At 62.0% G+C, this 20790-nt stretch carries 22 protein-coding genes; 5 read left to right on the plus strand and 17 right to left on the minus strand.

Annotation, left to right across the window (positions count from 1 at the left end; all coding sequences use genetic code 11):
• Positions 1 to 51 precede the first annotated feature (51 nt).
• Positions 52 to 762, minus strand: coding sequence for a tRNA-uridine aminocarboxypropyltransferase (locus OGV19_RS17820; RefSeq protein ID WP_264309957.1), 711 nt, complete (start codon positions 760 to 762; stop codon positions 52 to 54).
• Between the two features lie 217 nt (positions 763 to 979).
• Here OGV19_RS17820 and OGV19_RS17825 point away from each other — a divergent pair, with 217 nt between their 5' ends.
• Positions 980 to 1399: a quorum-sensing-regulated virulence factor family protein gene (locus OGV19_RS17825; protein ID WP_264309958.1), complete on the plus strand. Its 420-nt coding sequence runs from the start codon at positions 980 to 982 to the stop codon at positions 1397 to 1399.
• Between the two features lie 9 nt (positions 1400 to 1408).
• On the opposite strand, the gene OGV19_RS17830 is transcribed toward OGV19_RS17825, so the two are convergent.
• Positions 1409 to 1621 (minus strand): hypothetical protein, encoded by a 213-nt coding sequence (locus OGV19_RS17830; RefSeq protein WP_264309959.1) that lies wholly within the window; start codon positions 1619 to 1621, stop codon positions 1409 to 1411.
• Between the two features lie 304 nt (positions 1622 to 1925).
• Between OGV19_RS17830 and OGV19_RS17835 the strand changes: the two genes are divergently transcribed.
• A complete protein-coding gene (locus OGV19_RS17835) occupies positions 1926 to 3044 on the plus strand; it encodes an LOG family protein (RefSeq protein WP_264309960.1) in 1119 nt (372 codons plus the stop codon).
• Between the two features lie 51 nt (positions 3045 to 3095).
• On the opposite strand, the gene recX is transcribed toward OGV19_RS17835, so the two are convergent.
• The 4 genes from recX to OGV19_RS17855 form a co-directional block, all read right to left on the minus strand.
• Positions 3096 to 3566, minus strand: a complete 471-nt coding sequence (gene recX, locus OGV19_RS17840) for a recombination regulator RecX (RefSeq protein ID WP_264309961.1) — start codon at positions 3564 to 3566, stop codon at positions 3096 to 3098.
• Positions 3567 to 3587: 21 nt separating this feature from the next.
• The gene (recA, locus tag OGV19_RS17845) at positions 3588 to 4655 is read right to left on the minus strand and encodes a recombinase RecA (protein WP_027595825.1); all 1068 of its coding nucleotides are present in this window, start codon (positions 4653 to 4655) and stop codon (positions 3588 to 3590) included.
• Positions 4656 to 4758: 103 nt separating this feature from the next.
• Complete coding sequence (locus OGV19_RS17850; protein WP_264309962.1) at positions 4759 to 5241, minus strand: CinA family protein; 483 nt, start codon at positions 5239 to 5241, stop codon at positions 4759 to 4761.
• A 272-nt stretch (positions 5242 to 5513) separates the two neighbouring features.
• Positions 5514 to 6167, minus strand: coding sequence for a glycosyltransferase family protein (locus OGV19_RS17855; protein ID WP_264309963.1), 654 nt, complete (start codon positions 6165 to 6167; stop codon positions 5514 to 5516).
• 304 nt (positions 6168 to 6471) lie between these two features.
• On the opposite strand from OGV19_RS17855, the gene mutS reads away from it, so the two are divergent.
• Entirely contained in the window at positions 6472 to 9045 is a 2574-nt protein-coding gene (gene mutS, locus OGV19_RS17860; protein ID WP_264313968.1) for a DNA mismatch repair protein MutS, read from the plus strand.
• A gap of 140 nt (positions 9046 to 9185) precedes the next feature.
• Entirely contained in the window at positions 9186 to 9509 is a 324-nt protein-coding gene (fdxA, locus tag OGV19_RS17865) for a ferredoxin FdxA (RefSeq protein WP_027595821.1), read from the plus strand.
• A gap of 503 nt (positions 9510 to 10012) precedes the next feature.
• Here fdxA and rpoS read toward each other — a convergent pair.
• The 8 genes from rpoS to OGV19_RS17905 all read right to left on the minus strand — a co-directional run bounded on the left by rpoS (position 10013) and on the right by OGV19_RS17905 (position 17161).
• Positions 10013 to 11020 (minus strand): RNA polymerase sigma factor RpoS, encoded by a 1008-nt coding sequence (rpoS, locus tag OGV19_RS17870; protein WP_033700853.1) that lies wholly within the window; start codon positions 11018 to 11020, stop codon positions 10013 to 10015.
• A 108-nt stretch (positions 11021 to 11128) separates the two neighbouring features.
• Positions 11129 to 11986, minus strand: coding sequence for a peptidoglycan DD-metalloendopeptidase family protein (locus OGV19_RS17875; protein WP_264309964.1), 858 nt, complete (start codon positions 11984 to 11986; stop codon positions 11129 to 11131).
• A 194-nt stretch (positions 11987 to 12180) separates the two neighbouring features.
• Positions 12181 to 12819 (minus strand): protein-L-isoaspartate(D-aspartate) O-methyltransferase, encoded by a 639-nt coding sequence (locus OGV19_RS17880; protein WP_264313969.1) that lies wholly within the window; start codon positions 12817 to 12819, stop codon positions 12181 to 12183.
• A 35-nt stretch (positions 12820 to 12854) separates the two neighbouring features.
• A complete protein-coding gene (gene surE / locus OGV19_RS17885; protein ID WP_264309965.1) occupies positions 12855 to 13604 on the minus strand; it encodes a 5'/3'-nucleotidase SurE in 750 nt (249 codons plus the stop codon).
• A complete protein-coding gene (gene truD / locus OGV19_RS17890) occupies positions 13592 to 14650 on the minus strand; it encodes a tRNA pseudouridine(13) synthase TruD (RefSeq protein WP_264309966.1) in 1059 nt (352 codons plus the stop codon). The genes surE and truD overlap by 13 nt, the downstream gene beginning before the upstream one ends.
• Complete coding sequence (gene ispF / locus OGV19_RS17895) at positions 14647 to 15120, minus strand: 2-C-methyl-D-erythritol 2,4-cyclodiphosphate synthase (protein ID WP_264309967.1); 474 nt, start codon at positions 15118 to 15120, stop codon at positions 14647 to 14649. The genes truD and ispF overlap by 4 nt, the downstream gene beginning before the upstream one ends.
• A gap of 65 nt (positions 15121 to 15185) precedes the next feature.
• The gene (fghA, locus tag OGV19_RS17900; RefSeq protein WP_264309968.1) at positions 15186 to 16040 is read right to left on the minus strand and encodes an S-formylglutathione hydrolase; all 855 of its coding nucleotides are present in this window, start codon (positions 16038 to 16040) and stop codon (positions 15186 to 15188) included.
• 8 nt (positions 16041 to 16048) lie between these two features.
• Positions 16049 to 17161, minus strand: a complete 1113-nt coding sequence (locus OGV19_RS17905) for an S-(hydroxymethyl)glutathione dehydrogenase/class III alcohol dehydrogenase (protein ID WP_264309969.1) — start codon at positions 17159 to 17161, stop codon at positions 16049 to 16051.
• 107 nt (positions 17162 to 17268) lie between these two features.
• On the opposite strand from OGV19_RS17905, the gene OGV19_RS17910 reads away from it, so the two are divergent.
• Entirely contained in the window at positions 17269 to 18165 is an 897-nt protein-coding gene (locus tag OGV19_RS17910; protein ID WP_264309970.1) for a LysR substrate-binding domain-containing protein, read from the plus strand.
• 131 nt (positions 18166 to 18296) lie between these two features.
• Here OGV19_RS17910 and ispD read toward each other — a convergent pair whose 3' ends face one another.
• From ispD to eno, 3 genes are all read right to left on the minus strand, one after another.
• Complete coding sequence (gene ispD, locus OGV19_RS17915) at positions 18297 to 19004, minus strand: 2-C-methyl-D-erythritol 4-phosphate cytidylyltransferase (RefSeq protein WP_264309971.1); 708 nt, start codon at positions 19002 to 19004, stop codon at positions 18297 to 18299.
• Positions 19001 to 19282 (minus strand): cell division protein FtsB, encoded by a 282-nt coding sequence (ftsB, locus tag OGV19_RS17920; protein WP_004375443.1) that lies wholly within the window; start codon positions 19280 to 19282, stop codon positions 19001 to 19003. Before ftsB ends, ispD begins: the two co-directional genes overlap by 4 nt.
• 169 nt (positions 19283 to 19451) lie before the next feature.
• Positions 19452 to 20741, minus strand: coding sequence for a phosphopyruvate hydratase (eno, locus tag OGV19_RS17925; protein WP_264309972.1), 1290 nt, complete (start codon positions 20739 to 20741; stop codon positions 19452 to 19454).
• Positions 20742 to 20790: the final 49 nt, after the last annotated feature.

Consider the following 20790-nt stretch of genomic DNA (forward strand, 5'->3'; position numbering starts at 1 on the left):
TGGCTGCCAGCCCCGTCATTATGAACCAATCCCGCGCAACTGCCCCTTGGACTATAGGAAGGTATGCAAACGCTGATGCGCAGCGTCCTGCTCATCCAGCGGCAAATGCCGCTTGGCGCTCAGGTAGTGCAGGCTGAATACATCCAGGTAGGCATCCAGGGCCTGGGAGGCGCGCTGGTCGCCGGCCAACTCCAGGCACATGGCCGCCACTTCCGCTGTGCAGAAGTGGTCGTCACGCTTGGAACGGCGCAGGCGGTAGCGCGACATCTGCTCGGCCTCCAGGCTCAACACCGGGAAGCGGTCCAGGTAGGGGCTCTTGCGGAACATCTTGCGCGCCTCGGTCCAGGTGGCGTCGAGCAGGATGAACAACGGGCGCTTGCCTGGCTCGCGTTCTACCTGGTTGACCACCCGCTCCTGGGCGACGAACTCGCCAGGGAAAACGATGTAGGGCTGCCACTGGGGTTGTTCGAGCAGCGCCAGCAGGTTGTCGTCCACTGCTGTGCGCTGCCAGCCAAAGGCCGAGGTATCCTCGACCAGGTCGGCAATCAGCCAGCCGGTGTTGGTCGGCTTGAGCGGCTCGGTGTCGTGCATCAACAGGCACACACCCGACTCTGCCGGCACGCGGGGCTTCCAGGCACACAGGCAATGGCTGGCGATGACCCTGCATTGCGGGCAACGGACGGCCCGTGAACCACGGGCAATGAACGGCTTGTTGCTGCGGGCCAGGCGTTCGGCGCGTAAGCGCGCTACCGCGTGGCTCATGCTGGCAGGCCTTTGAACAGATTGGAGATGGACACTGCGACGGCTCGGAAACACAAAACGCAAGTCTACCAGAGCGGGCGTCATTTGCCGTGCAGCGGGGCTGGCCGGCCCCGTATAATCGACACTTTGGCGAACCTGAGCCGCCGTGAAGCTGCACTCAGGGAACGTCACCTGCCGGCGCATGTCAAACCGCCAGTCATTGAACCAGGAGAGATACATGCTGCGTCTTATCGTCCCGACCCTGAGCCTTCTGCTCACCCTGCCCCTGGCGGCCCAGGCGGCGTCCAAGCAGGATTACGATCTGAACAGGATGCTGCAGAAGGTCGCCAAAGAGAGCAGCGTCGGCACGCCCCGCGCCATCAACGAAGACATCCTCGACCAGGGTTACACCGTCGAGGGCAAGGCACTGGTCAACCACCTCAGCGTGCGCCAAAGCCATGCCGAGCGCATGCAGGCCAACCCCGAACAGGTCCGCGACCAGTTGGGCGCCAGCGTTTGCCGTAACAACGGTTACCGCAACCTGATGTCCAAAGGCGCTGTCATGGTCTATCGCTTCACAGAGTACAAGACCAATCGGCCGGTGATGGACCAGGCATTCGACGCCGCCAGCTGTGTCGCCGGTAACAAGAAAAAGTAAGCAAATGACCTAGACGACCCGTTCGTCATCAGGGGCGCGCCACTGCTCTTCCTCGGCATCAGCGCGCAACTCTGCCAGTAGCGCCTGCAGGTAGCGCGACTGGCACTCCAGCCCCGAAAGCCTGCGACGGCACTCTGCCTCAAGGCTCAGGTGATGCACCTGCGCCGCATTTTCCAGCAGTTGATAGAGCTGCCGGTCCACCTCGATGATCAAGCGATGCATACCGCCACCTCCTGCATCGATACGTTTCGCTCTCCCAGTTAATCAAACCCTCAGCGCTATTGGCTGCGCGCCGACCAGCGGCTGCAGCAATGACTGCGGCACGATCTGGCGCGAGGGTCTAGATTGATATCGAGCACACCCGAATCGACGAGATGGATTGATTGCCACTGCACCATGGCCTTGAAGGCCTACTGCAACGCTCGAACTGCATACTCGAGCATCAGCAGCCAGCGACGCACGCAGCGTCGCGGCCGGGACATACCATCGACCCGGTCAGAGGTTTTGCTGCAGAAGGAGACGTTGAATGCCTTACCAACCCAATGAGCTGTTGTTCAATCACTTCAGGGACAACAACATCGACCTGAGCAAGATCGACCAACAGCTGCAACTTGTTGCACCGAACAGCCCCAACCTACCCCTGTACCGCGACATGATGCTAACCATCCTGCGCATGGCCCACGACGACACGGACCGCTGGAGCGCCAAGATCACCCTGCAGGCCCTGCGCGAGCTGGACCACTCGTTCCGCACCCTGGAGCGCTACAAGGGCCGTCGCAAGGTGACGGTGTTCGGCTCGGCCCGAACGCCATTGGAACACCCGATGTACGCCCTCGCCCGTGAGCTGGGCGCCACCCTGGCACGCTCCGACCTGATGGTCATCACAGGCGCAGGTGGCGGCATCATGGCTGCAGCGCATGAAGGGGCCGGTAGCGATCACAGCCTGGGCTTCAACATCACCCTGCCGTTTGAACAGCATGCCAACCCCACGGTGGACGGCACCGACAAACTCCTGCCTTTCCACTTTTTCTTCATTCGCAAACTGTTTTTCGTCAAGGAGGCCGATGGGCTGGTGCTCTGCCCTGGTGGCTTCGGCACGCTGGATGAAGCGCTCGAAGTGCTCACCCTGATCCAGACCGGCAAGAGCCCATTGGTGCCGGTGGTATTGCTCGACTCCCCCGGCGGCAGCTTCTGGCGCGACTGCCTGGACTTCATCGGCCGTCAGCTCGAAGAGAACCGCTACATCCTGCCCAGCGACCTCAAACTGCTGCGCCTGGTGCACAGCGCCGATGAAGCCGTGGCGGAAATCAACCAGTTCTACAGCAACTACCACTCCAGCCGCTGGCTGAAGAACCAGTTCGTGATCCGCATGCATCACCCCCTCAGCGATGCTGCGCTCTACGACATTCAGGAAGGCTTCGCCGATTTGCGCCTAAGTGGCAAATACCACCAGCATGCCGACAGCGGCGCGGAGCACGAGGTAGGTAATTTCAGCCATCTGACCCGGCTGTCGTTTGCCTTCAACGGCCGTGACCAGGGCCGCCTGCGCGAACTGGTGGACTTTATCAACCTGCCGGAGAACTGGGCCAAGCCTCAGCCCATGCACACCACCCAGCGGGCCAGGGAGGCGTTGAAGGTCAGTTGAGATGAACCACCACTGTGCGTGCGTAACGCGGCCGCGTAGGCGCGCACGGTTTCAATAGTCGTCGAGATCTCGACCACTGAGCAGGCGGCCGATCATTTCCATGGAGAACCCACGGTAGGCAAGGAATCGGGTCTGTTGGGCACGGCTGCGGGGGTCAGCGGGGCGTTGCCCGGCAAACTTGCGCTGCCACACATCCCTCAGCCGCTGCGCCCAATCCACACCGCTTTCACGCAACGCCTGATCGATATCGCCACGATCCAGGCCACGCTGGCCAAGTTCCTCGCGTATACGCGCAGGGCCATAGCCGGAATTGGAGCGGTACCTGATAAAGCTTTCAAGGTAGCGGGCTTCGCTGAGCAACCCTTCTTCGGCGAGCCGATCGAGCTCGGGCTCAATCAACTCATCCGAAGCGCCGCGCTGACGCAACTTGCGCGTCAGCTCGACGCGACCATGCTCACGTCGCGCGAGCAGGTCCATGGCTGTCCGCCGAATGGCGACGGGGGTGTCGAGTACGGCGGACATAGTCGCTATCTAAAACAGTGATCAATAACCGGCGTCGGCATCAGCCACGTCGTCGGCACTGGCCTCAGCTGCGGCAGCCTTGCCCGCTTCGGCGGCAGCACCGGCCTTGAGCAGCTTCTCGCGGATCTGCTTCTCGATCTCGGCACCAATGGCCGGGTTCTCAGCCAGGTACTTGGCGGCGTTGGCTTTGCCCTGGCCGATCTTGTTGCCCTGGTAGGCGTACCAGGCACCGGACTTCTCCACCAGCCCCTGAGAAACACCCAGGTCGATGATTTCGCCGTTACGGTAGATACCCTTGCCGTAGAGAATCTGGAACTCGGCCTGACGGAACGGAGGCGAGACCTTGTTCTTGACGATCTTGACCCGGGTTTCGCTGCCGACCACTTCGTCGCCTTCCTTGACCGCGCCGGTACGGCGGATGTCCAGGCGCACAGAGGCGTAGAACTTCAGGGCGTTACCACCGGTGGTGGTTTCCGGGCTGCCGAACATCACGCCGATCTTCATGCGGATCTGGTTGATGAAGATGACCAGGCAGTTGGCGTTCTTGATGTTGCCGGTGATCTTGCGCAGCGCTTGCGACATCAGACGAGCCTGCAGGCCCACGTGCATGTCACCCATCTCGCCTTCGATCTCGGCCTTGGGCACCAGTGCTGCCACGGAGTCGACGATAATCACGTCAACCGCGTTGGAACGCACCAGCATGTCGGTGATTTCCAGGGCCTGTTCACCGGTATCTGGCTGCGAAACCAGCAGGTCGTCGACGTTGACGCCCAGCTTGCCGGCGTATTCCGGATCGAGGGCGTGCTCGGCGTCGACGAAGGCGCACGTGGCGCCATTTTTCTGGGCTTCGGCGATGACCGACAGGGTCAGGGTAGTTTTACCCGAGGACTCCGGGCCGTAGATTTCGACGATACGGCCTTTTGGCAGGCCGCCGATGCCGAGGGCGATGTCCAGGCCCAGGGAACCGGTGGAGATCGCCGGGATGCCTGTGCGCTCATGGTCGCCCATGCGCATGACCGCGCCCTTGCCGAATTGGCGTTCGATTTGACCCAGGGCCGCAGCCAAGGCGCGCTTCTTGTTGTCGTCCATTGAAATCCTCACGTGTTCGACTTGGCCCTGATGGCCGGAATACCTGTATAAGTAGCCAGTATTATTCCACAGCGAAGCGCGCGAGCAAACCCCTGTCGTCGATTTACTCGGCACCAAGCTGTAACAAGCCGTCTAACGCGGCGATCACCGTTTGTCGGCGCACTGCATCACGGTCGCCAGCGAACTGGCGGCGCTCGCTGATGACGCGGCTGCCATCGGCCCAGGCCAGCCATACGGTGCCCACCGGCTTGGCCGGCGAGCCGCCATCCGGCCCGGCCACGCCACTCACCGCCACGGCAAACCGTGCGCCGCTGGCGGCCTGGGCGCCCCGGGCCATGGCTTCGACCACTTCCTGGCTGACCGCACCCACCTCGCCGAACAGTGCCTCGGGCACCCCCAGTTGGCGGGTTTTCTGGGCATTAGAATACGTCACGTACCCGGCCTCGAACCAGGCCGAACTGCCGGGGATGCGGGTGATGGCTTCAGCGATACCACCGCCCGTGCAGGACTCAGCGGTGGTCACCTGGGCATTGAGGCCGCGCAGGTGTTCGCCCAGGCGGGCGGAAAGCGTGGTGATCGGGTCCATGTCAGGCTCCTTGAAGACTGGCTACACCCTACCACCCGAGCTCACCACCCGGCACCCTCACCGGTATCCCCTACCCCTCACTGATATTCGGCAGTATCGCGCAGGGCTCGCCCACAGCGGCTGCAGGCGTTTCGCGAGACAACGATCTCCCCGGTGAAAATACGCTCAAGCGCCACAGGCTTGTGCCTGAAAAGCCGACACACCATACGCTTTAGTAAAGAAGGCTTAACAAAGGGGCGAGCGCGGTCACTGGTCATGGATACAACGTCGGCTCAGAAGTTCAGGCGCAGCAGGGTACGCCAGATGTTTTTCAGCGGCGAGCGGCAGTGCTTGGCCCAATTGCGCTCCCACCACTCGTCCTCATTGCAAACCACCTGTTCGAGGTCACTGCCCGTCACAGCCGCTGCATGTTGCCTGAACATCATGGGGAACGCGCAATGCTGGCGAATCCTGTGCTTGAACATCACGTCCACGGGTGTACCGTCGTAGGGCGTCTGGGCCAGGATCCGGCAACCTTCGCGCGACAGCACGTAGGCGTGCAATGCCACCACCCGGCCGCGGGCGACGAATGGGAACCAGGTGAGCCAGGTGCGCCCCATGGAGTAGCCCAGGTGCAAGGCCTCAAAGCGTCGAGACTGCATGAAACGATTGATCCAGCGGACACGCGAAGCCTTTAATTCATAGGCCTTTGCATCGTCCTCGAAAATGAGGATCCTACCCAGACCATTGTCCAGCGCATGGCGCGCTAGCTGCTGGTGCGACTCGTAGCAACCGCGTTTCGGGTCACTGTCTTTCTCGACGACATGGAAGACGACTTCATTGTCGAGCTGTCGGCCAATGGTTTCCGTGAACAGCTTGCGCCTGTCATTTCGCGTGTCGAGCGAAATGCAATACACGGCATCTACATCAAAACGAATTCCGCTCACTGCACTAATCAGCCTGATTGCAATACATATTTACTGGGCTACGCATCACCACAGGTGAGAGCTGCCATGAGGTCAAAAGTACGCAATTGTCCATAGGGACGAGGTAGTGTCAATCCGCCTCTAACCAATCCAGCCTACCTGGCCCGGCCCTTGTGACGGACAGGTACTGCGTGGTCCGCAGGCGTGGTAACCTACCCAGCTTGAAAAATCAGGTGGGTCTCGGCGTCAGGAACGCAACACAGAACGCCCTAAGTTTGCCCCACAATGTTGAGACCTACTCTTTAAGTCATTGATGAATAAAGCAATCTCCGATCTCTCCGCACACACCCCGATGATGCAGCAGTACTGGAGGCTGAAGAACCAGCACCCGGACCAGCTGATGTTCTACCGCATGGGCGATTTCTACGAGATCTTCTACGAAGATGCGAAGAAAGCCGCGAAACTGCTGGATATCACCCTGACCGCGCGCGGTCAGTCAGCCGGCCAGTCCATCCCCATGTGCGGCATTCCGTTCCATTCGCTCGAAGGCTACCTGGCCAAACTGGTCAAGCTCGGCGAATCGGTGGTGATCTGCGAACAGATTGGCGACCCTGCTACCAGCAAAGGCCCGGTGGAACGCCAGGTGGTGCGCATCATCACCCCCGGCACGGTCAGCGACGAAGCGCTGCTCGACGAGCGCCGCGACAACCTGATCGCCGCGCTACTGGGCGATGAGCGCCTGTTTGGCCTGGCGGTGCTGGATATCACCAGTGGCAACTTCAGCGTGCAGGAAATCAAGGGCTGGGAAAACCTGCTGGCCGAGCTCGAACGCATCAACCCGGTCGAGCTGCTGATCCCCGATGACTGGCCACGCGACCTGCCCGCCGAGAAGCGCCCGGGCGCACGCCGCCGTGCCCCTTGGGACTTCGACCGGGACTCGGCACGCAAAGCCCTGTGCCAGCAGTTCGCAACCAAGGACCTCAAAGGCTTTGGCTGCGACAAGCTGACCCTGGCCATCGGCGCCGCCGGTTGCCTGCTGACCTACGCCAAGGAAACCCAGCGCACTGCCCTGCCGCACCTGCGCAGCCTGCGCCACGAACGCCTGGACGACACGGTCATCCTCGACGGCGCCAGCCGTCGCAACCTGGAGCTGGACATCAACCTGGCAGGCGGGCGCGACAACACCCTGCAGTCAGTGATCGACCGCTGCCAGACCGCCATGGCCAGCCGTTTGCTGACCCGCTGGCTGAACCGCCCGCTGCGTGACCTCAAAGTTTTGCAGGCGCGCCAGGACTCGATCCGCTGCCTGCTCGATGGCTATCGTTTCGAAAAACTGCAGCCGCAGCTCAAGGAAATTGGCGATATCGAGCGGATCCTCGCCCGTATCGGCCTGCGCAATGCCCGCCCACGCGACCTCGCGCGCCTGCGTGATGCCCTCGGCGCCCTGCCCGAATTGCAAAACGCCATGGCCGAGCTGGAAGCCCCGCACCTGGCGCGCCTGGCGGCCATTACCGGCACTTACCCGGAGCTGAGCAGCCTGCTGGAGCGGGCAGTCATCGACAACCCGCCAGCGGTGATCCGTGACGGCGGCGTGCTCAAGGCCGGCTACGACAACGAGCTGGACGAGCTGCTGGCGATCAGCGAGAACGCCGGCCAGTTCCTGATCGACCTGGAAGCCCGCGAAAAGGCCCGTACCGGCCTCGCCAACCTCAAGGTTGGCTACAACCGCGTTCACGGCTACTTCATCGAGCTGCCGACCAAGCAGGCCGAGCAGGCTCCGGGCGACTACATTCGCCGCCAGACCCTCAAAGGTGCGGAGCGCTTCATCACCCCGGAGCTCAAGGCATTCGAGGACAAGGCGCTGTCGGCCAAGAGCCGTGCCCTGGCCCGCGAGAAGATGCTCTACGATGCCCTGCTCGAAACCCTGATCAGCCACCTGGCACCGCTGCAGGACAGCGCAGCCGCCCTGGCCGAGCTGGACGTGCTGAGCAACCTCGCCGAGCGCGCACTGAACCTCGACCTGAATTGCCCACGCTTCGTCGACGAGCCCTGCCTGCGCATCGACCAAGGCCGACATCCGGTGGTCGAGCAGGTGCTGACCACGCCGTTCGTGGCCAACGACCTGAGCCTGGACAACAGCACCCGCATGCTGATCATCACCGGCCCGAACATGGGCGGTAAGTCCACCTACATGCGTCAGACCGCACTGATCGTGCTGATGGCGCACATCGGCAGCTTCGTGCCGGCAGCGCAATGCGAGCTGTCGCTGGTCGACCGTATCTTCACCCGTATCGGCTCCAGCGATGACCTGGCGGGCGGGCGCTCGACCTTCATGGTCGAGATGAGTGAAACCGCCAACATCCTGCACAACGCCACCGACCGCAGCTTGGTGTTGATGGACGAAGTCGGCCGCGGCACCAGCACCTTCGACGGCCTGTCGCTGGCCTGGGCCGCCGCCGAGCGCCTGGCCCAGCTGCGTGCCTACACGCTGTTCGCCACGCACTACTTCGAGCTCACCGTACTGCCGGAAAACGAGCCGCTGGTGGCCAACGTTCACCTGAACGCCACCGAACACAACGAGCGTATCGTCTTCCTGCACCACGTGCTGCCAGGCCCTGCCAGCCAAAGCTACGGCCTGGCCGTGGCGCAACTGGCCGGCGTGCCCAGCGCAGTCATCCAGCGTGCCCGCGAACACCTGGGCCGCCTGGAAACCGCGAGCCTGCCACACGAGCAGCCGCTGGGCAAAAAGGCCAAGGACGAGCCACACGTCCCGCACCAGAGCGATCTGTTCGCCAGCTTGCCGCACCCGGCCATCGAGAGGCTGGGCAAGCTGGACCTGGACGACATGACCCCGCGCCAAGCTATCGAAATGCTATATCAACTAAAGAACCTGTTATAACGGCGCCCACTACAAGCTGGTAGAATCCGCCGCGGTTTGCTGGTGCTGCAGGTTATTAGCCTGGCCTGCAGCCACATACCCGCAAATCGCGCGGCCCCGAGAGGAAGGGCCGCCGCCGTCGCCTGAGGAGAGAACTAGAAATGACCTTCGTCGTCACCGACAACTGCATCAAATGCAAATACACCGACTGCGTGGAAGTCTGTCCGGTGGACTGCTTCTACGAAGGCCCGAACTTCCTGGTCATCCACCCGGACGAGTGCATCGACTGCGCACTGTGCGAGCCAGAATGCCCAGCGCAAGCCATCTTCTCGGAAGACGAAGTGCCATCGGGCATGGAGAACTTCATCGAGCTGAACGCCGAGTTGGCGGAAATCTGGCCAAACATCACCGAGCGTAAGGACGCCCTGCCCGACGCTGAAGAGTGGGATGGCAAGACCGGCAAGATTGCAGATCTGGAGCGCTGATAGCGCCCAGATACGAAAAAGGCCCATTCGGGCCTTTTTTCATTTTCGGCAGGCAAAAAAAAGGGGCGGTATGACCCGCCCACATTTTTTTCCGTAGTCCCTGATTGTCCCAAACATCATCCTGATGAAATCGCGTCTTTGCGATGTCCTTGGCCTTCTCCTTGAAAGCCTGTGCATGTCCGTGTGCACAGTTCGAATACTAGCGACTTCAGCGGGCCAGACAACCGACCCATATCACAAGATATTGCCGCGGACACATTTCCTCATGCCCGAATAACCTATGATTTTCAGTGAGTTAAGATTACACCGAATCTGAAAACGACAATGATTTACTGTTGGTTGCATAGATAGCTTACAAAACCAGTAAGCGATCTCTTACACGCAATGTTACTGGGGTGGCGCATTACACAATGCGAGGTGCACCCCACAACGGCAGCGCTGCGACGCGCACACACAAAAACGCCCCGAGGCTATCGGGGCGTCTTGTGCTAGCGAACAGCTGACTACTGGAACAACGACTCACTGGACAGGCCGTTCTTCTCAAGGATCTCACGCAAGCGCTTGAGCCCTTCTACCTGGATCTGCCGCACACGCTCACGGGTTAGGCCAATCTCCAGGCCAACATCCTCCAGGGTGCTACTCTCGTGACCGCGCAGGCCAAAGCGGCGTACCACCACCTCACGCTGCTTGTCGGTCAGCTCGCCCAGCCACTGATCGATGCTCTGCGACAGGTCGTCATCCTGCAGCAGCTCACACGGGTCGGTCGGGCGGTCATCGGTGAGGGTATCGAGGAGGGTCTTGTCCGAGTCCGGCCCGAGCGAAACGTCCACCGAAGAGACCCGCTCATTGAGCCCCAGCATGCGCTTGACCTCAGCGACAGGCTTCTCCAGCAGCGTGGCGATTTCCTCTGGCGACGGCTCGTGATCGAGCTTTTGGGTCAGCTCCCGCGCGGCACGCAGGTAGACGTTGAGCTCCTTGACCACATGGATCGGCAGGCGAATGGTGCGGGTCTGGTTCATGATCGCCCGCTCGATGGTCTGGCGAATCCACCAGGTCGCATAGGTCGAGAAACGGAAACCACGCTCCGGGTCGAACTTCTCGACCGCACGGATCAGCCCCAGGTTGCCCTCCTCGATCAGGTCGAGCAACGACAGGCCGCGATTCACGTAACGACGGGCAATTTTTACAACCAGACGCAGGTTGCTTTCGATCATGCGCTTACGGCCGGCGGGATCACCTTTTTGCGACAGACGCGCAAAATGAACTTCCTCTTCCGGCGACAGCAGTGGCGAGAAACCGATTTCGTTAAGGTACAACTGCGTAGCATCAAGTGCCCGAGTGTAATCGATGTACTTGTGCTGCTTGAGCGAAGAGCCGGACTTGGCCCTGGTCCGAACCGAAGGTACAGCAGGTTCGTCTGACACCACATCCGTTTCCAAAACGATGCCCGTCTCCATCAGGAGGACGTCATCGTCGATGTCAAACTCCGGCGCTTCTTTATTGAGAGCCATTGTTATAGTCCTTTGCTGAGTTCGAACTCAGACTCGAGCGGCACCTATATCCCTGGCAGCGCTGGAGCCTGTCCCCTCTACATCACAGGAACAGGCCGGGTACAACAATCAACGGCGTGGCAGGAACTGGAGTGGATCGACGGGTTTACCCTGGCGGCGAATCTCGAAATGCAGCTTCACCCGATCAGTGCCCGTGGACCCCATTTCAGCAATCGACTGCCCTGCCTTGACCTGCTGCCCCTCCCGAACCAACAGCCTGCGGTTGTGACCGTAGGCACTGACGTAGGTATCGCTGTGCTTGATGATGATCAGCTCGCCGTAGCCCCTCAAGCCACTCCCGGCGTAGACCACTGCACCATCAGACGCAGCAAAAACAGGCTGTCCCAAATCACCGGCGATATCAATGCCTTTATTCAAACTACCGTTTGAAGCAAATTTTCCAATCAGCACGCCGTTGGCCGGCCAGGTCCAGCCCCCCACCGCACGCTCTGCGGCCGGCACAGTAGCCACCACCGGCGCACGGGTTGCCGGGGCCGTGGTCGCCGGCTTGGTATTACTGACAGGCGCGGTGCCGGTGCTACCGACAGGGCGACGGATGACCGTTGTCTTGCTCGAAGAGGACGGGCTGGACACCACCGTGGTGGTGCCCGTGGAGCCGCTGCTGAAACGAATCGGCTGACCAGGGCGAATGGTGTAAGGCGCCGGGATGCCGTTACGCGCAGCCAGTTCCTTGTAGTCCCAGCCGTAACGGAAGGCGATGGAGAACAACGTATCGCCCGGCTTGACGATGTATTGACCGGAGGTTACCGCCGGCCGCTTGGGCGCTGCAGCGTTACGGTCGACCACGCGAGCGCTCGTCGAGCTGGTGCTGGAGCAACCCGCCAGCAGGGTGCCCATGGCCAGTGCAATCACCAGAAGCTTGAAACCCGCCCAATCCTTGCGCTGCCGAATGCCTGTGTGACCCACCCGCGCTCCCCTCATGGTGCCGAATACCGAAATAACGATAAGAAATGCAATATTGTTGCAATTATAACCGAGCCCACCCGCATTGGGTGGACGGCGGCAAGAACGCCCACCACGGCCAGTGCTACAGTGGATCCCCCGCCAGATAGACAGGGCGATGGCGCAAGAATTCGTCGCTGCCGTAAATATTCCGTGGCTCAGGCCAACGGACCATTGAGCAACGGCACGAAGCGCACGGCCCCAAGCACGCGCCGGGAGAATCCATGCTCCTCACGCACGATCAGCATCAACTGCTGCGTCTCGCCTGCCGGGCCCACCGGGATCACCATGCGCCCCCCTGGCGCCAGCTGGTCGAGCAATGCTTGCGGCACCTCTGGCGCCACGGCGGTGACAATGATGCCGTTGTAGGGTGCCAGCGCCTGCCAGCCCTCGCAACCGTCCCCCCAGCGGAACACCACGTTACGCAGGTTCAGTTCCACCAGGCGCTCCTTGGCGCGGTCCTGCAGCACCTTGATTCGCTCCACCGAGAACACCCGCTCGACCAGCTGGGCAAGTATCGCCGTCTGGTAACCGGAGCCGGTGCCGATCTCCAGCACCTTGTCCAGCGGCCCGGCCTCAAGCAGCAGCTCGCTCATGTGCGCCACCATGAACGGCTGCGAGATGGTCTGGTTATGACCGATCGGCAGTGCAGTGTCTTCGTAGGCGCGATGCGCCAGGGCCTCGTCGACGAACAGGTGGCGCGGGGTGCGGCGGATCGCGTCGAGCACCTTGGTGTTCGCCACGCCCTCTTCGCACAGGCGCTGGATCAGCCGCTCCCGGGTCCGCTGGGAGGTCATGCCGATACCCCGGCGCAGCATATCGTCCTCGCGCATCAGAGCAGGCCCTCCAGCCAACCGTCGAGCTGTTCGAAAGCATCGTTGAAGGTGCGGTCGAGCTGCAGCGGGGTGATCGATACGTAACCTTGCATCACCGCGTGGAAATCCGTGCCTGGGCCACCGTCCTCGGCGTCGCCGGCCACGGCAATCCAGTACCCTTCCTTGCCACGCGGGTTGACCACCTTGGTCGGCGCCGCCGCCCGCGCCCGGTGCCCCAGGCGGGTGAGCTGGATGCCACGGATGTGTTCCAGCGGCAGGTTGGGGATATTGACGTTGAGCACGGTACGCGGCGGCAACACGAGGCGCGACTGCGCCTCCACCAGGCGACGGGCGATGTAGGCGGCGGCGGGCAGGTTGTCCGGCTGGCGCGACAGCAACGAAAACGCCAGCGACGTGTTGCCCAGGAAGCGGCCTTCCAATGCAGCGGCGACGGTGCCCGAATAGAGCACGTCATCGCCCAGGTTGGCCCCCAGGTTGATCCCGGACACCACCATGTCAGGGGTCTGCGGCAACAGCCCGTTGAGCCCCAGGTGCACGCAGTCGGTCGGCGTACCGTTGAGGCTGATGAAACCGTTGGCCAGGGTCTGCGGATGCAGGGGCCGGTCCAACGTCAGCGAACTGCTGGCGCCGCTCTTGTCTTGATCCGGGGCAATCACCACGCACTCGGCATAATCCACCAACGCAGCATGCAGCGCGGCGAGGCCGGGTGCGGTGACACCGTCGTCGTTCGAAATCAGAATACGCATGGGCTGTCCGTCTGCCCTGCCGGCACCAGATCCACGACTTCGCGCACCACCACGGTGGCGAAGCATCCGGCCGGAAGGACGAATTCCAGTTGCAGGATATCAGGCTCGGGATAATGCCACGTCAGGCCGCCAATAGGGAGCCGCAGAATGCGCCGTTCGTGATCCATGCCCGCCAGGGCCAGCCAATGGCAAAGTGCTGGCTGCCGTGCGCCGACTGCCGCTTCCAGTTCGCCAGTGGCACCGGTAGCAGGGGTTTGCCCCTCACCCCATAGCGCACCGGTGGGGTGCAGGTCGAGAATGGCCAGCCGCGGGTCGGAACATTCCTGCTCGGTAGCGGGAAAGAAACTACGGCTATCGGTGAATGCCAGCAGATCCCCCACCTGGGCACGCGCCCAGCTGCCGTCAGCAACTCGTGCGGCGAGAATCTGGTTGAACAGGTAGCTGCGCCCTGCCGAGAGCAGGCGCGAGCGCACGTTGCGCTGTTCAGGCAGGGCCTTGCGGGCGGCCCAGTCGAGCGCGTCGTGAACATTACCGCCAGCATGGCCAAAACGCTGACTGCCGAAATAGTTCGGCACGCCATGCTGCTTGAGCGCCTCCAGGCGTACGTCCAGTGCCTGGTGATCGGCGGCAAGGGCGGTAAGACGCAGGGTAAAACCGTTGGCCGAATGCGCGCCACGCTGCAGTTTGCGCTGGTGGCGTACCTGCTTGAGCACGCGCAGGCTCTCATCCTCGGCTCGCGACAGGTCCGGGTCGGCCTTGCCGGGCAGGTGCAGGCTGAACCACTGCCGAGTCAGGGCCTGGCGATCCTTGAGCCCGGCGTAGCTGATCGAGCGGGCAGGCACGCCTGCGGCGCGAGCCAGCCGGCGGGCCGCCTCTTCGGTGTTGAGATCGCGTTTTTCGACCCACAACCACAGGTGCTCACCCTGGCCCGACAACGGAATATCCAGGACTTCGTCGACCTGGAAATCTTCAGCCACGGCCTTGAGCACCGCCGTTCCCAGTGGTTCACCCGATGCGCGCGGGCCCAGCAGTTCCAGTTCGGTCATGCTGGCAGCAACAGGGCCACCGCGTGCACGGCGATACCCTCCTCACGGCCGGTGAAGCCCAGCTTTTCGGTGGTGGTGGCCTTGACGTTGACCTGGTCGAGCTCAGCCTGCAGGTCTTCGGCAATCAGCTGGCGCATGGTCTCGATGTGCGGGGCCATTTTCGGCGCCTGGGCGACGATGGTGGCGTCGACATTGCCGACCTTCCAGCCCTTGGCCTGGACGATACCGACCACATGGCGCAACAAGGCACGGCTGTCGGCACCCTTGAATTGCGGATCGGTGTCAGGGAAGTGTTTGCCGATGTCGCCCAGCGCTGCGGCGCCAAGCAAGGCATCGCTCAGGGCGTGCAGCAGCACGTCACCGTCGGAATGGGCCAGAAGGCCATGTTTGTGGGGGATACGGACCCCGCCCAGGGTAATGAAATCACCGTCGCAGAAACGGTGCACATCGTAGCCATGGCCAATACGCATAGAAAAACGCCCTGATTGAGTCAGGGCGTGATTCTACCTGCTTTGTGCGGTATTGGGGCTGCGCCTTACACCCGGCCCAACGCCACCGCGTGATGGCGCAAGTGGTCTTCGATGAAGCTGGCGATGAAGTAGTAGCTGTGGTCATAACCCGGCTGCAGGCGCAGGGTCAGTGCATGCCCCCCTTTGCGTGCGGCTTGCTCCAGCGCCTCGGGCTTGAGCTGCTTCTCGAGGAAATCATCACGGTCGCCCTGGTCGACCAGCAACGGTGGGCAGCTGCCCGCTGGCGTTTCGGCCAGCAGCACGCTGGCATCCCACTCGCGCCAGCGTGCACGGTCGTCACCCAGGTAGCGGCTGAATGCCTTTTCGCCCCATGGGCAGTCCATTGGATTGCTGATGGGCGAGAACGCCGATATCGAGCGGTAGCGCCCAGGGTTACGCAAGGCGCACACCAAGGCGCCATGCCCGCCCATCGAATGGCCACTGATGCTGCGCTGATCAGACGCTGGGAAGTGCGCTTCGATCAGAGCTGGCAGCTCCTCCACCACGTAATCATGCATACGGTAGTGCTGCGCCCAGGGTTGCTGGGTGGCATTGAGGTAGAAGCCGGCACCCAGGCCGAAGTCCCAAGCGCCATCGGGGTCGCCCGGCACCTGCTCGCCACGCGGGCTGGTGTCTGGCGCGACAATGATCAGCCCAAGCTCGGCGGCCAGGCGTTGGGCACCGGCCTTCTGCATGAAGTTCTCGTCGGTGCAGGTCAGGCCGCTGAGCCAGTACAGCACCGGCAGCTTCGCGCCCTGTTCGGCCTGTGGCGGCAGATACACGGCGAACACCATGTCGCAGCCGAGCACCTTGGAGTGATGCCGGTACCGCTTGTGCCAGCCGCCGAAGCTCTTCTGGCAAGAGATGTTGTCCAGGCTCATGGCAGACCTCAGAAGTGGATCACGCTGCGGATACTCTTGCCTTCGTGCATCAGGTCGAAAGCTTTGTTGATGTCTTCCAGGCCCATGGTGTGGGTGATGAACGTATCCAGCGGGATCTCGCCCTTCTCGGCCATTTCGACGTAGCTTGGCAGCTCGCTGCGGCCCCGCACACCACCGAACGCCGAACCGCGCCAGACGCGGCCGGTGACCAGCTGGAACGGACGGGTGGCGATTTCCTGGCCAGCACCGGCAACACCGATGATGACCGACTCACCCCAACCCTTGTGGCAGCATTCCAGCGCCGCACGCATCAGCTGAACGTTGCCGATGCACTCGAAGGAGAAGTCCACGCCACCGTCGGTGAGGTCGACGATCACGTCCTGGATCGGGCGGTCGTACTCTTTCGGGTTGATGCAATCGGTGGCACCCAGCTGACGGGCGATCTCGAACTTGGCCGGGTTGATGTCGATGGCAATGATGCGCGAGGCTTTGGCCTTGACTGCACCAATGATCGCCGACAGGCCGATGCCGCCGAGGCCGAAGATGGCCACGGTGTCCCCCGGTTTGACTTTGGCGGTATTGATGACCGCACCGATACCGGTGGTAACGCCGCAGCCGAGCAGGCAGACCTTCTCCAGCGGGGCTTCCTTCTGGATCTTGGCCACGGAGATTTCCGGCAGCACGGTGTACTCGGAGAAGGTCGAAGTGCCCATGTAGTGGAACAGCTGCTGGCCTTTATAGGAGAAGCGCGTGGTGCCGTCGGGCATCAGGCCCTTGCCCTGGGTGGCGCGGATGGCCTGGCACAGGTTGGTTTTGCCGGAGCGGCAGAATTTGCACTGGCCGCATTCAGGGGTGTACAGCGGAATGACATGGTCACCCACGGCCACCGAGGTCACGCCCTCGCCCACTGCCTCGACGATCGCGCCGCCTTCATGACCCAGGATCGAAGGGAAGATGCCCTCTGGGTCGGCGCCGGACAGGGTGTAGGCGTCGGTGTGGCAGACACCGCTGGCAACCACCCGCAGCAGCACTTCGCCGGCCTTGGGCATGGCTACGTCCACTTCGACAATTTCCAGGGGTTTCTTGGCTTCGAAGGCTACAGCAGCACGGGACTTGATCATCAAAGGTCTCCAGACAGAGGGTCAGTTCAGGCTGACAGTGTAATTCATGCTTTTTTGATGAATAATCAAGGCGAAGACAAAACATTATTGCCACTCAGGGATAATCAATGAGCAGCCGCTGGGAAGGCATCGACGAATTCGTCGCGGTGGCCGAGTCTGGCCAGTTCACTGCGGCGGCCGAGCGCCTGGGCGTGTCGTCATCGCATATCAGCCGCCAGATCGCCCGGCTGGAGGAGCGCCTGCAGACCCGCCTGCTGTACCGCAGTACCCGGCGTGTCACCTTGAGCGAGGCCGGGCAGACGTTTTTGCAGCATTGCCAGCGCCTGCAGGATGGCCGTGAAGAAGCCCTGCGGGCGATGGGCGACCTGGCCAGCGAACCCAAGGGGTTGCTGCGCATGACGTGTGCGGTGGCCTATGGCGAGCGCTTCATCGTGCCACTGGTGACGCGCTTCATGGCGTTGTACCCGCAACTGAGGGTGGAAGTGGAGTTGAGCAACCGCACGCTGGACTTGCTGCACGAAGGCATGGACCTGGCCATTCGCCTCGGCCGGCTCGCCGATTCCAGGCTGGTTGCCGCCCGCCTGGCGCCACGGCGCATGTATCTGTGCGCCTCGCCGGCTTATCTGGAACGTTACGGTCGGCCGCACAGCCTGTCGGAACTGGCACGGCACAATTGCCTGGTGGGGAGTTCGGACCTGTGGGCGCTACAGCAGGACGGTCGCGAGATCAGTCAGCGGGTGCAGGGCAACTGGCGCTGCAACAGCGGGCAGGCCGTGCTCGACGCGGCATTGCTGGGGATGGGCTTGTGCCAGCTGCCGGACTATTACGTGCTTGAGCACCTGAACACCGGGGCACTGGTATCGCTGCTGGAAGGGCATCAGCCGCCGAATACGGCGGTGTGGGCGTTGTATCCGCAGCAGCGGCATCTGTCGCCGAAGGTGCGGCGGCTGGTGGATTATCTGAAGGAAGGGTTGGCGGGGTTGCCGGAGTATCGACTGGGCTGAGGGGATGAGCTGGTTGTGCTGGCCTCTTCGCGGGCAAGCCCGCCCCCACAGGTACTGCACAGGGCTTGAAACTTGTGCTTTACCTGTGGGAGCGGGCTTGCCCGCGAAGAGGCCAGTACAGAAGTACTGTGTCAGCGGCGCCCGGCCCAGCGCTGACGCAACCACTCAAGGTCTTCCGGCCGGGTCACCTTGATGTTGTCGCTACGCCCTTCGACCAACCTCGGCGCCTGGCCGGACCATTCGATGGCTGACGCCTCGTCGGTGACCACCACATCGGAAACCAGGCATTCGGCCAGCGCCCGGTGCAAGGCCCCCAGGCGAAACATCTGCGGCGTATACGCCTGCCAGATGGTGCTGCGATCCACAGTAGCGCTGACCCGCCCCTTGCTGTCGGCTCGCTTGAGGGTATCGCGCGCCGGCACCGCCAGCAGGCCACCCACCGGGTCATTGGCCAACTCCGTCAACAGCTTGTCCAGGTCGGTACGCGCAAGGTTCGGCCGCGCGGCATCGTGAACCAGCACCCAATCGCTGTCTGCTGCCCCTTGGGCATGCAGCAGCAGCAAGGCGTTGAGCACCGAGTCAGCTCGCTCACGACCACCCGCCGCGCGCTGGATACGCGGGTCGCTGGCACAGCGCAGGCCTGGCCAGTAAGGGTCGTGCTCGGCAACGCTGACCACCACGCCCTTGAGCGACGGATGGCCAAGAAAACAGTCGAGGCTATGCTCGAGAAGGGTCTGCCCACCCAATTGCAAGTACTGCTTGGGGCGGTCGGCAGCCATGCGGGCACCTACGCCCGCAGCAGGAATCACGGCCCAGAAGGCCGGTAATGTGTCAGTCATTTTTGCGGCAACTGGAAGAGGGTTTCGCCCTCTTTGACCATCCCCAATTCATGACGAGCCCGTTCTTCCACGGTCTCCATACCTTTCTTCAACTCCAGGACTTCTGCGTCAAGCACACGGTTACGCTCAAGCAGACGCTCGTTTTCGGCATGCTGCTCGGCGATCTGCTGCTTGAGCTCGGTCACTTGCGCCAGGCTGCCGTTACCCACCCAAAGGCGGTACTGCAGGCCACCCAACAGCAGAAGCAGAACGAGGAACAACCAATAGGGACTGCGCATCAAGGTATCCAGGTTAAAAAGACCGCCGCGTACTGTTTACTTCGGGGCCTCGAATAGCACGAAGCCTGGCCGAGGCCAGGCTTCGTCGACAGAAACCCGTTGGAAGTGTAGGAACATTCAGTACGAGTGTTCCGACAGCTCCGGCTGCTGTCTTTTTACCATCTCTTGCTTAACCGCGAAACTCGGTACGGCCACGGTAAACCGCCTTGGCACCCAGTTGCTCTTCGATGCGCAGCAGTTGGTTGTACTTGGATACGCGGTCGGAACGGCACAGCGAGCCGGTCTTGATCTGGCCAGCAGCGGTACCCACGGCCAGGTCGGCGATGGTCGAGTCTTCGGTTTCACCGGAACGGTGCGAAATCACCGCGGTGTAGCCGGCAGCCTTGGCCATCTGGATGGCTTCCAGGGTTTCGGTCAGCGAGCCGATCTGGTTGAACTTGATCAGGATCGAGTTACCGATGCCCTTCTCGATGCCTTCCTTGAGGATCTTGGTGTTGGTCACGAACAGGTCGTCGCCGACCAGTTGCACCTTCTCGCCGATCTTGTCGGTGAGGATCTTCCAGCCAGCCCAGTCGGACTCGTCCAGGCCGTCTTCGATCGAAATGATCGGGAAGCGCTCGGTCAGGCCTTTCAGGTACTCGGCAAAGCCTTCGGCGTCGAACGACTTGCCTTCGCCAGACAGGTTGTACTTGCCGTCTTCATAGAACTCGGAAGCCGCGCAGTCCAGGGCCAGGGTCACGTCGGTGCCCAGCTTGTAGCCGGCTTTTTCAACAGCTTCGGCGATGGCGGCCAGCGCGTCTTCGTTGGACGCCAGGTTCGGCGCGAAGCCACCTTCGTCACCCACGGCAGTGTTCAGGCCGCGAGCCTTCAGTACAGCCTTCAGGTGATGGAAGATTTCGGTGCCCATGCGCAGGCCATCAGAGAAGGTCTTGGCGCCAACCGGCTGCACCATGAACTCCTGGATGTCGACGTTATTGTCGGCGTGCTCGCCACCGTTGATGATGTTCATCATCGGAACCGGCATCGAGTACTGGCCCGGAGTGCCGTTCAGGTTGGCGATGTGCGCGTACAGCGGCAGGTCCTGGTCCTGGGCAGCGGCCTTGGCAGCAGCCAGGGAAACGGCCAGGATGGCGTTTGCACCCAGCTTGGCTTTGTTTTCGGTACCGTCCAGGGCGATCATGGCATGGTCCAGGGCCTTCTGGTCAGAAGGATCCTTGCCCAGCAGCAGGTCACGGATCGGGCCGTTGATGTTGGCGACGGCTTTGAGCACGCCCTTGCCCAGGTAACGGCTCTTGTCGCCATCACGCAGCTCCAGCGCTTCGCGCGAGCCGGTGGAAGCACCGGACGGCGCGCAAGCGCTACCGATGATGCCGTTGTCGAGCAGTACATCGGCTTCCACGGTGGGGTTGCCACGCGAATCGAGAACTTCACGACCTTTGATGTCGACGATTTTTGCCATTGTTGTAAGCACTCCAGAATTGACGAAAACAACGCAGCTTAGGAAATCC

The sequence above is a fragment of the Pseudomonas putida genome (assembly GCF_025905425.1).
In the GTDB taxonomy this organism is placed as follows: Bacteria; Pseudomonadota; Gammaproteobacteria; order Pseudomonadales; family Pseudomonadaceae; genus Aquipseudomonas; species Aquipseudomonas putida_AF.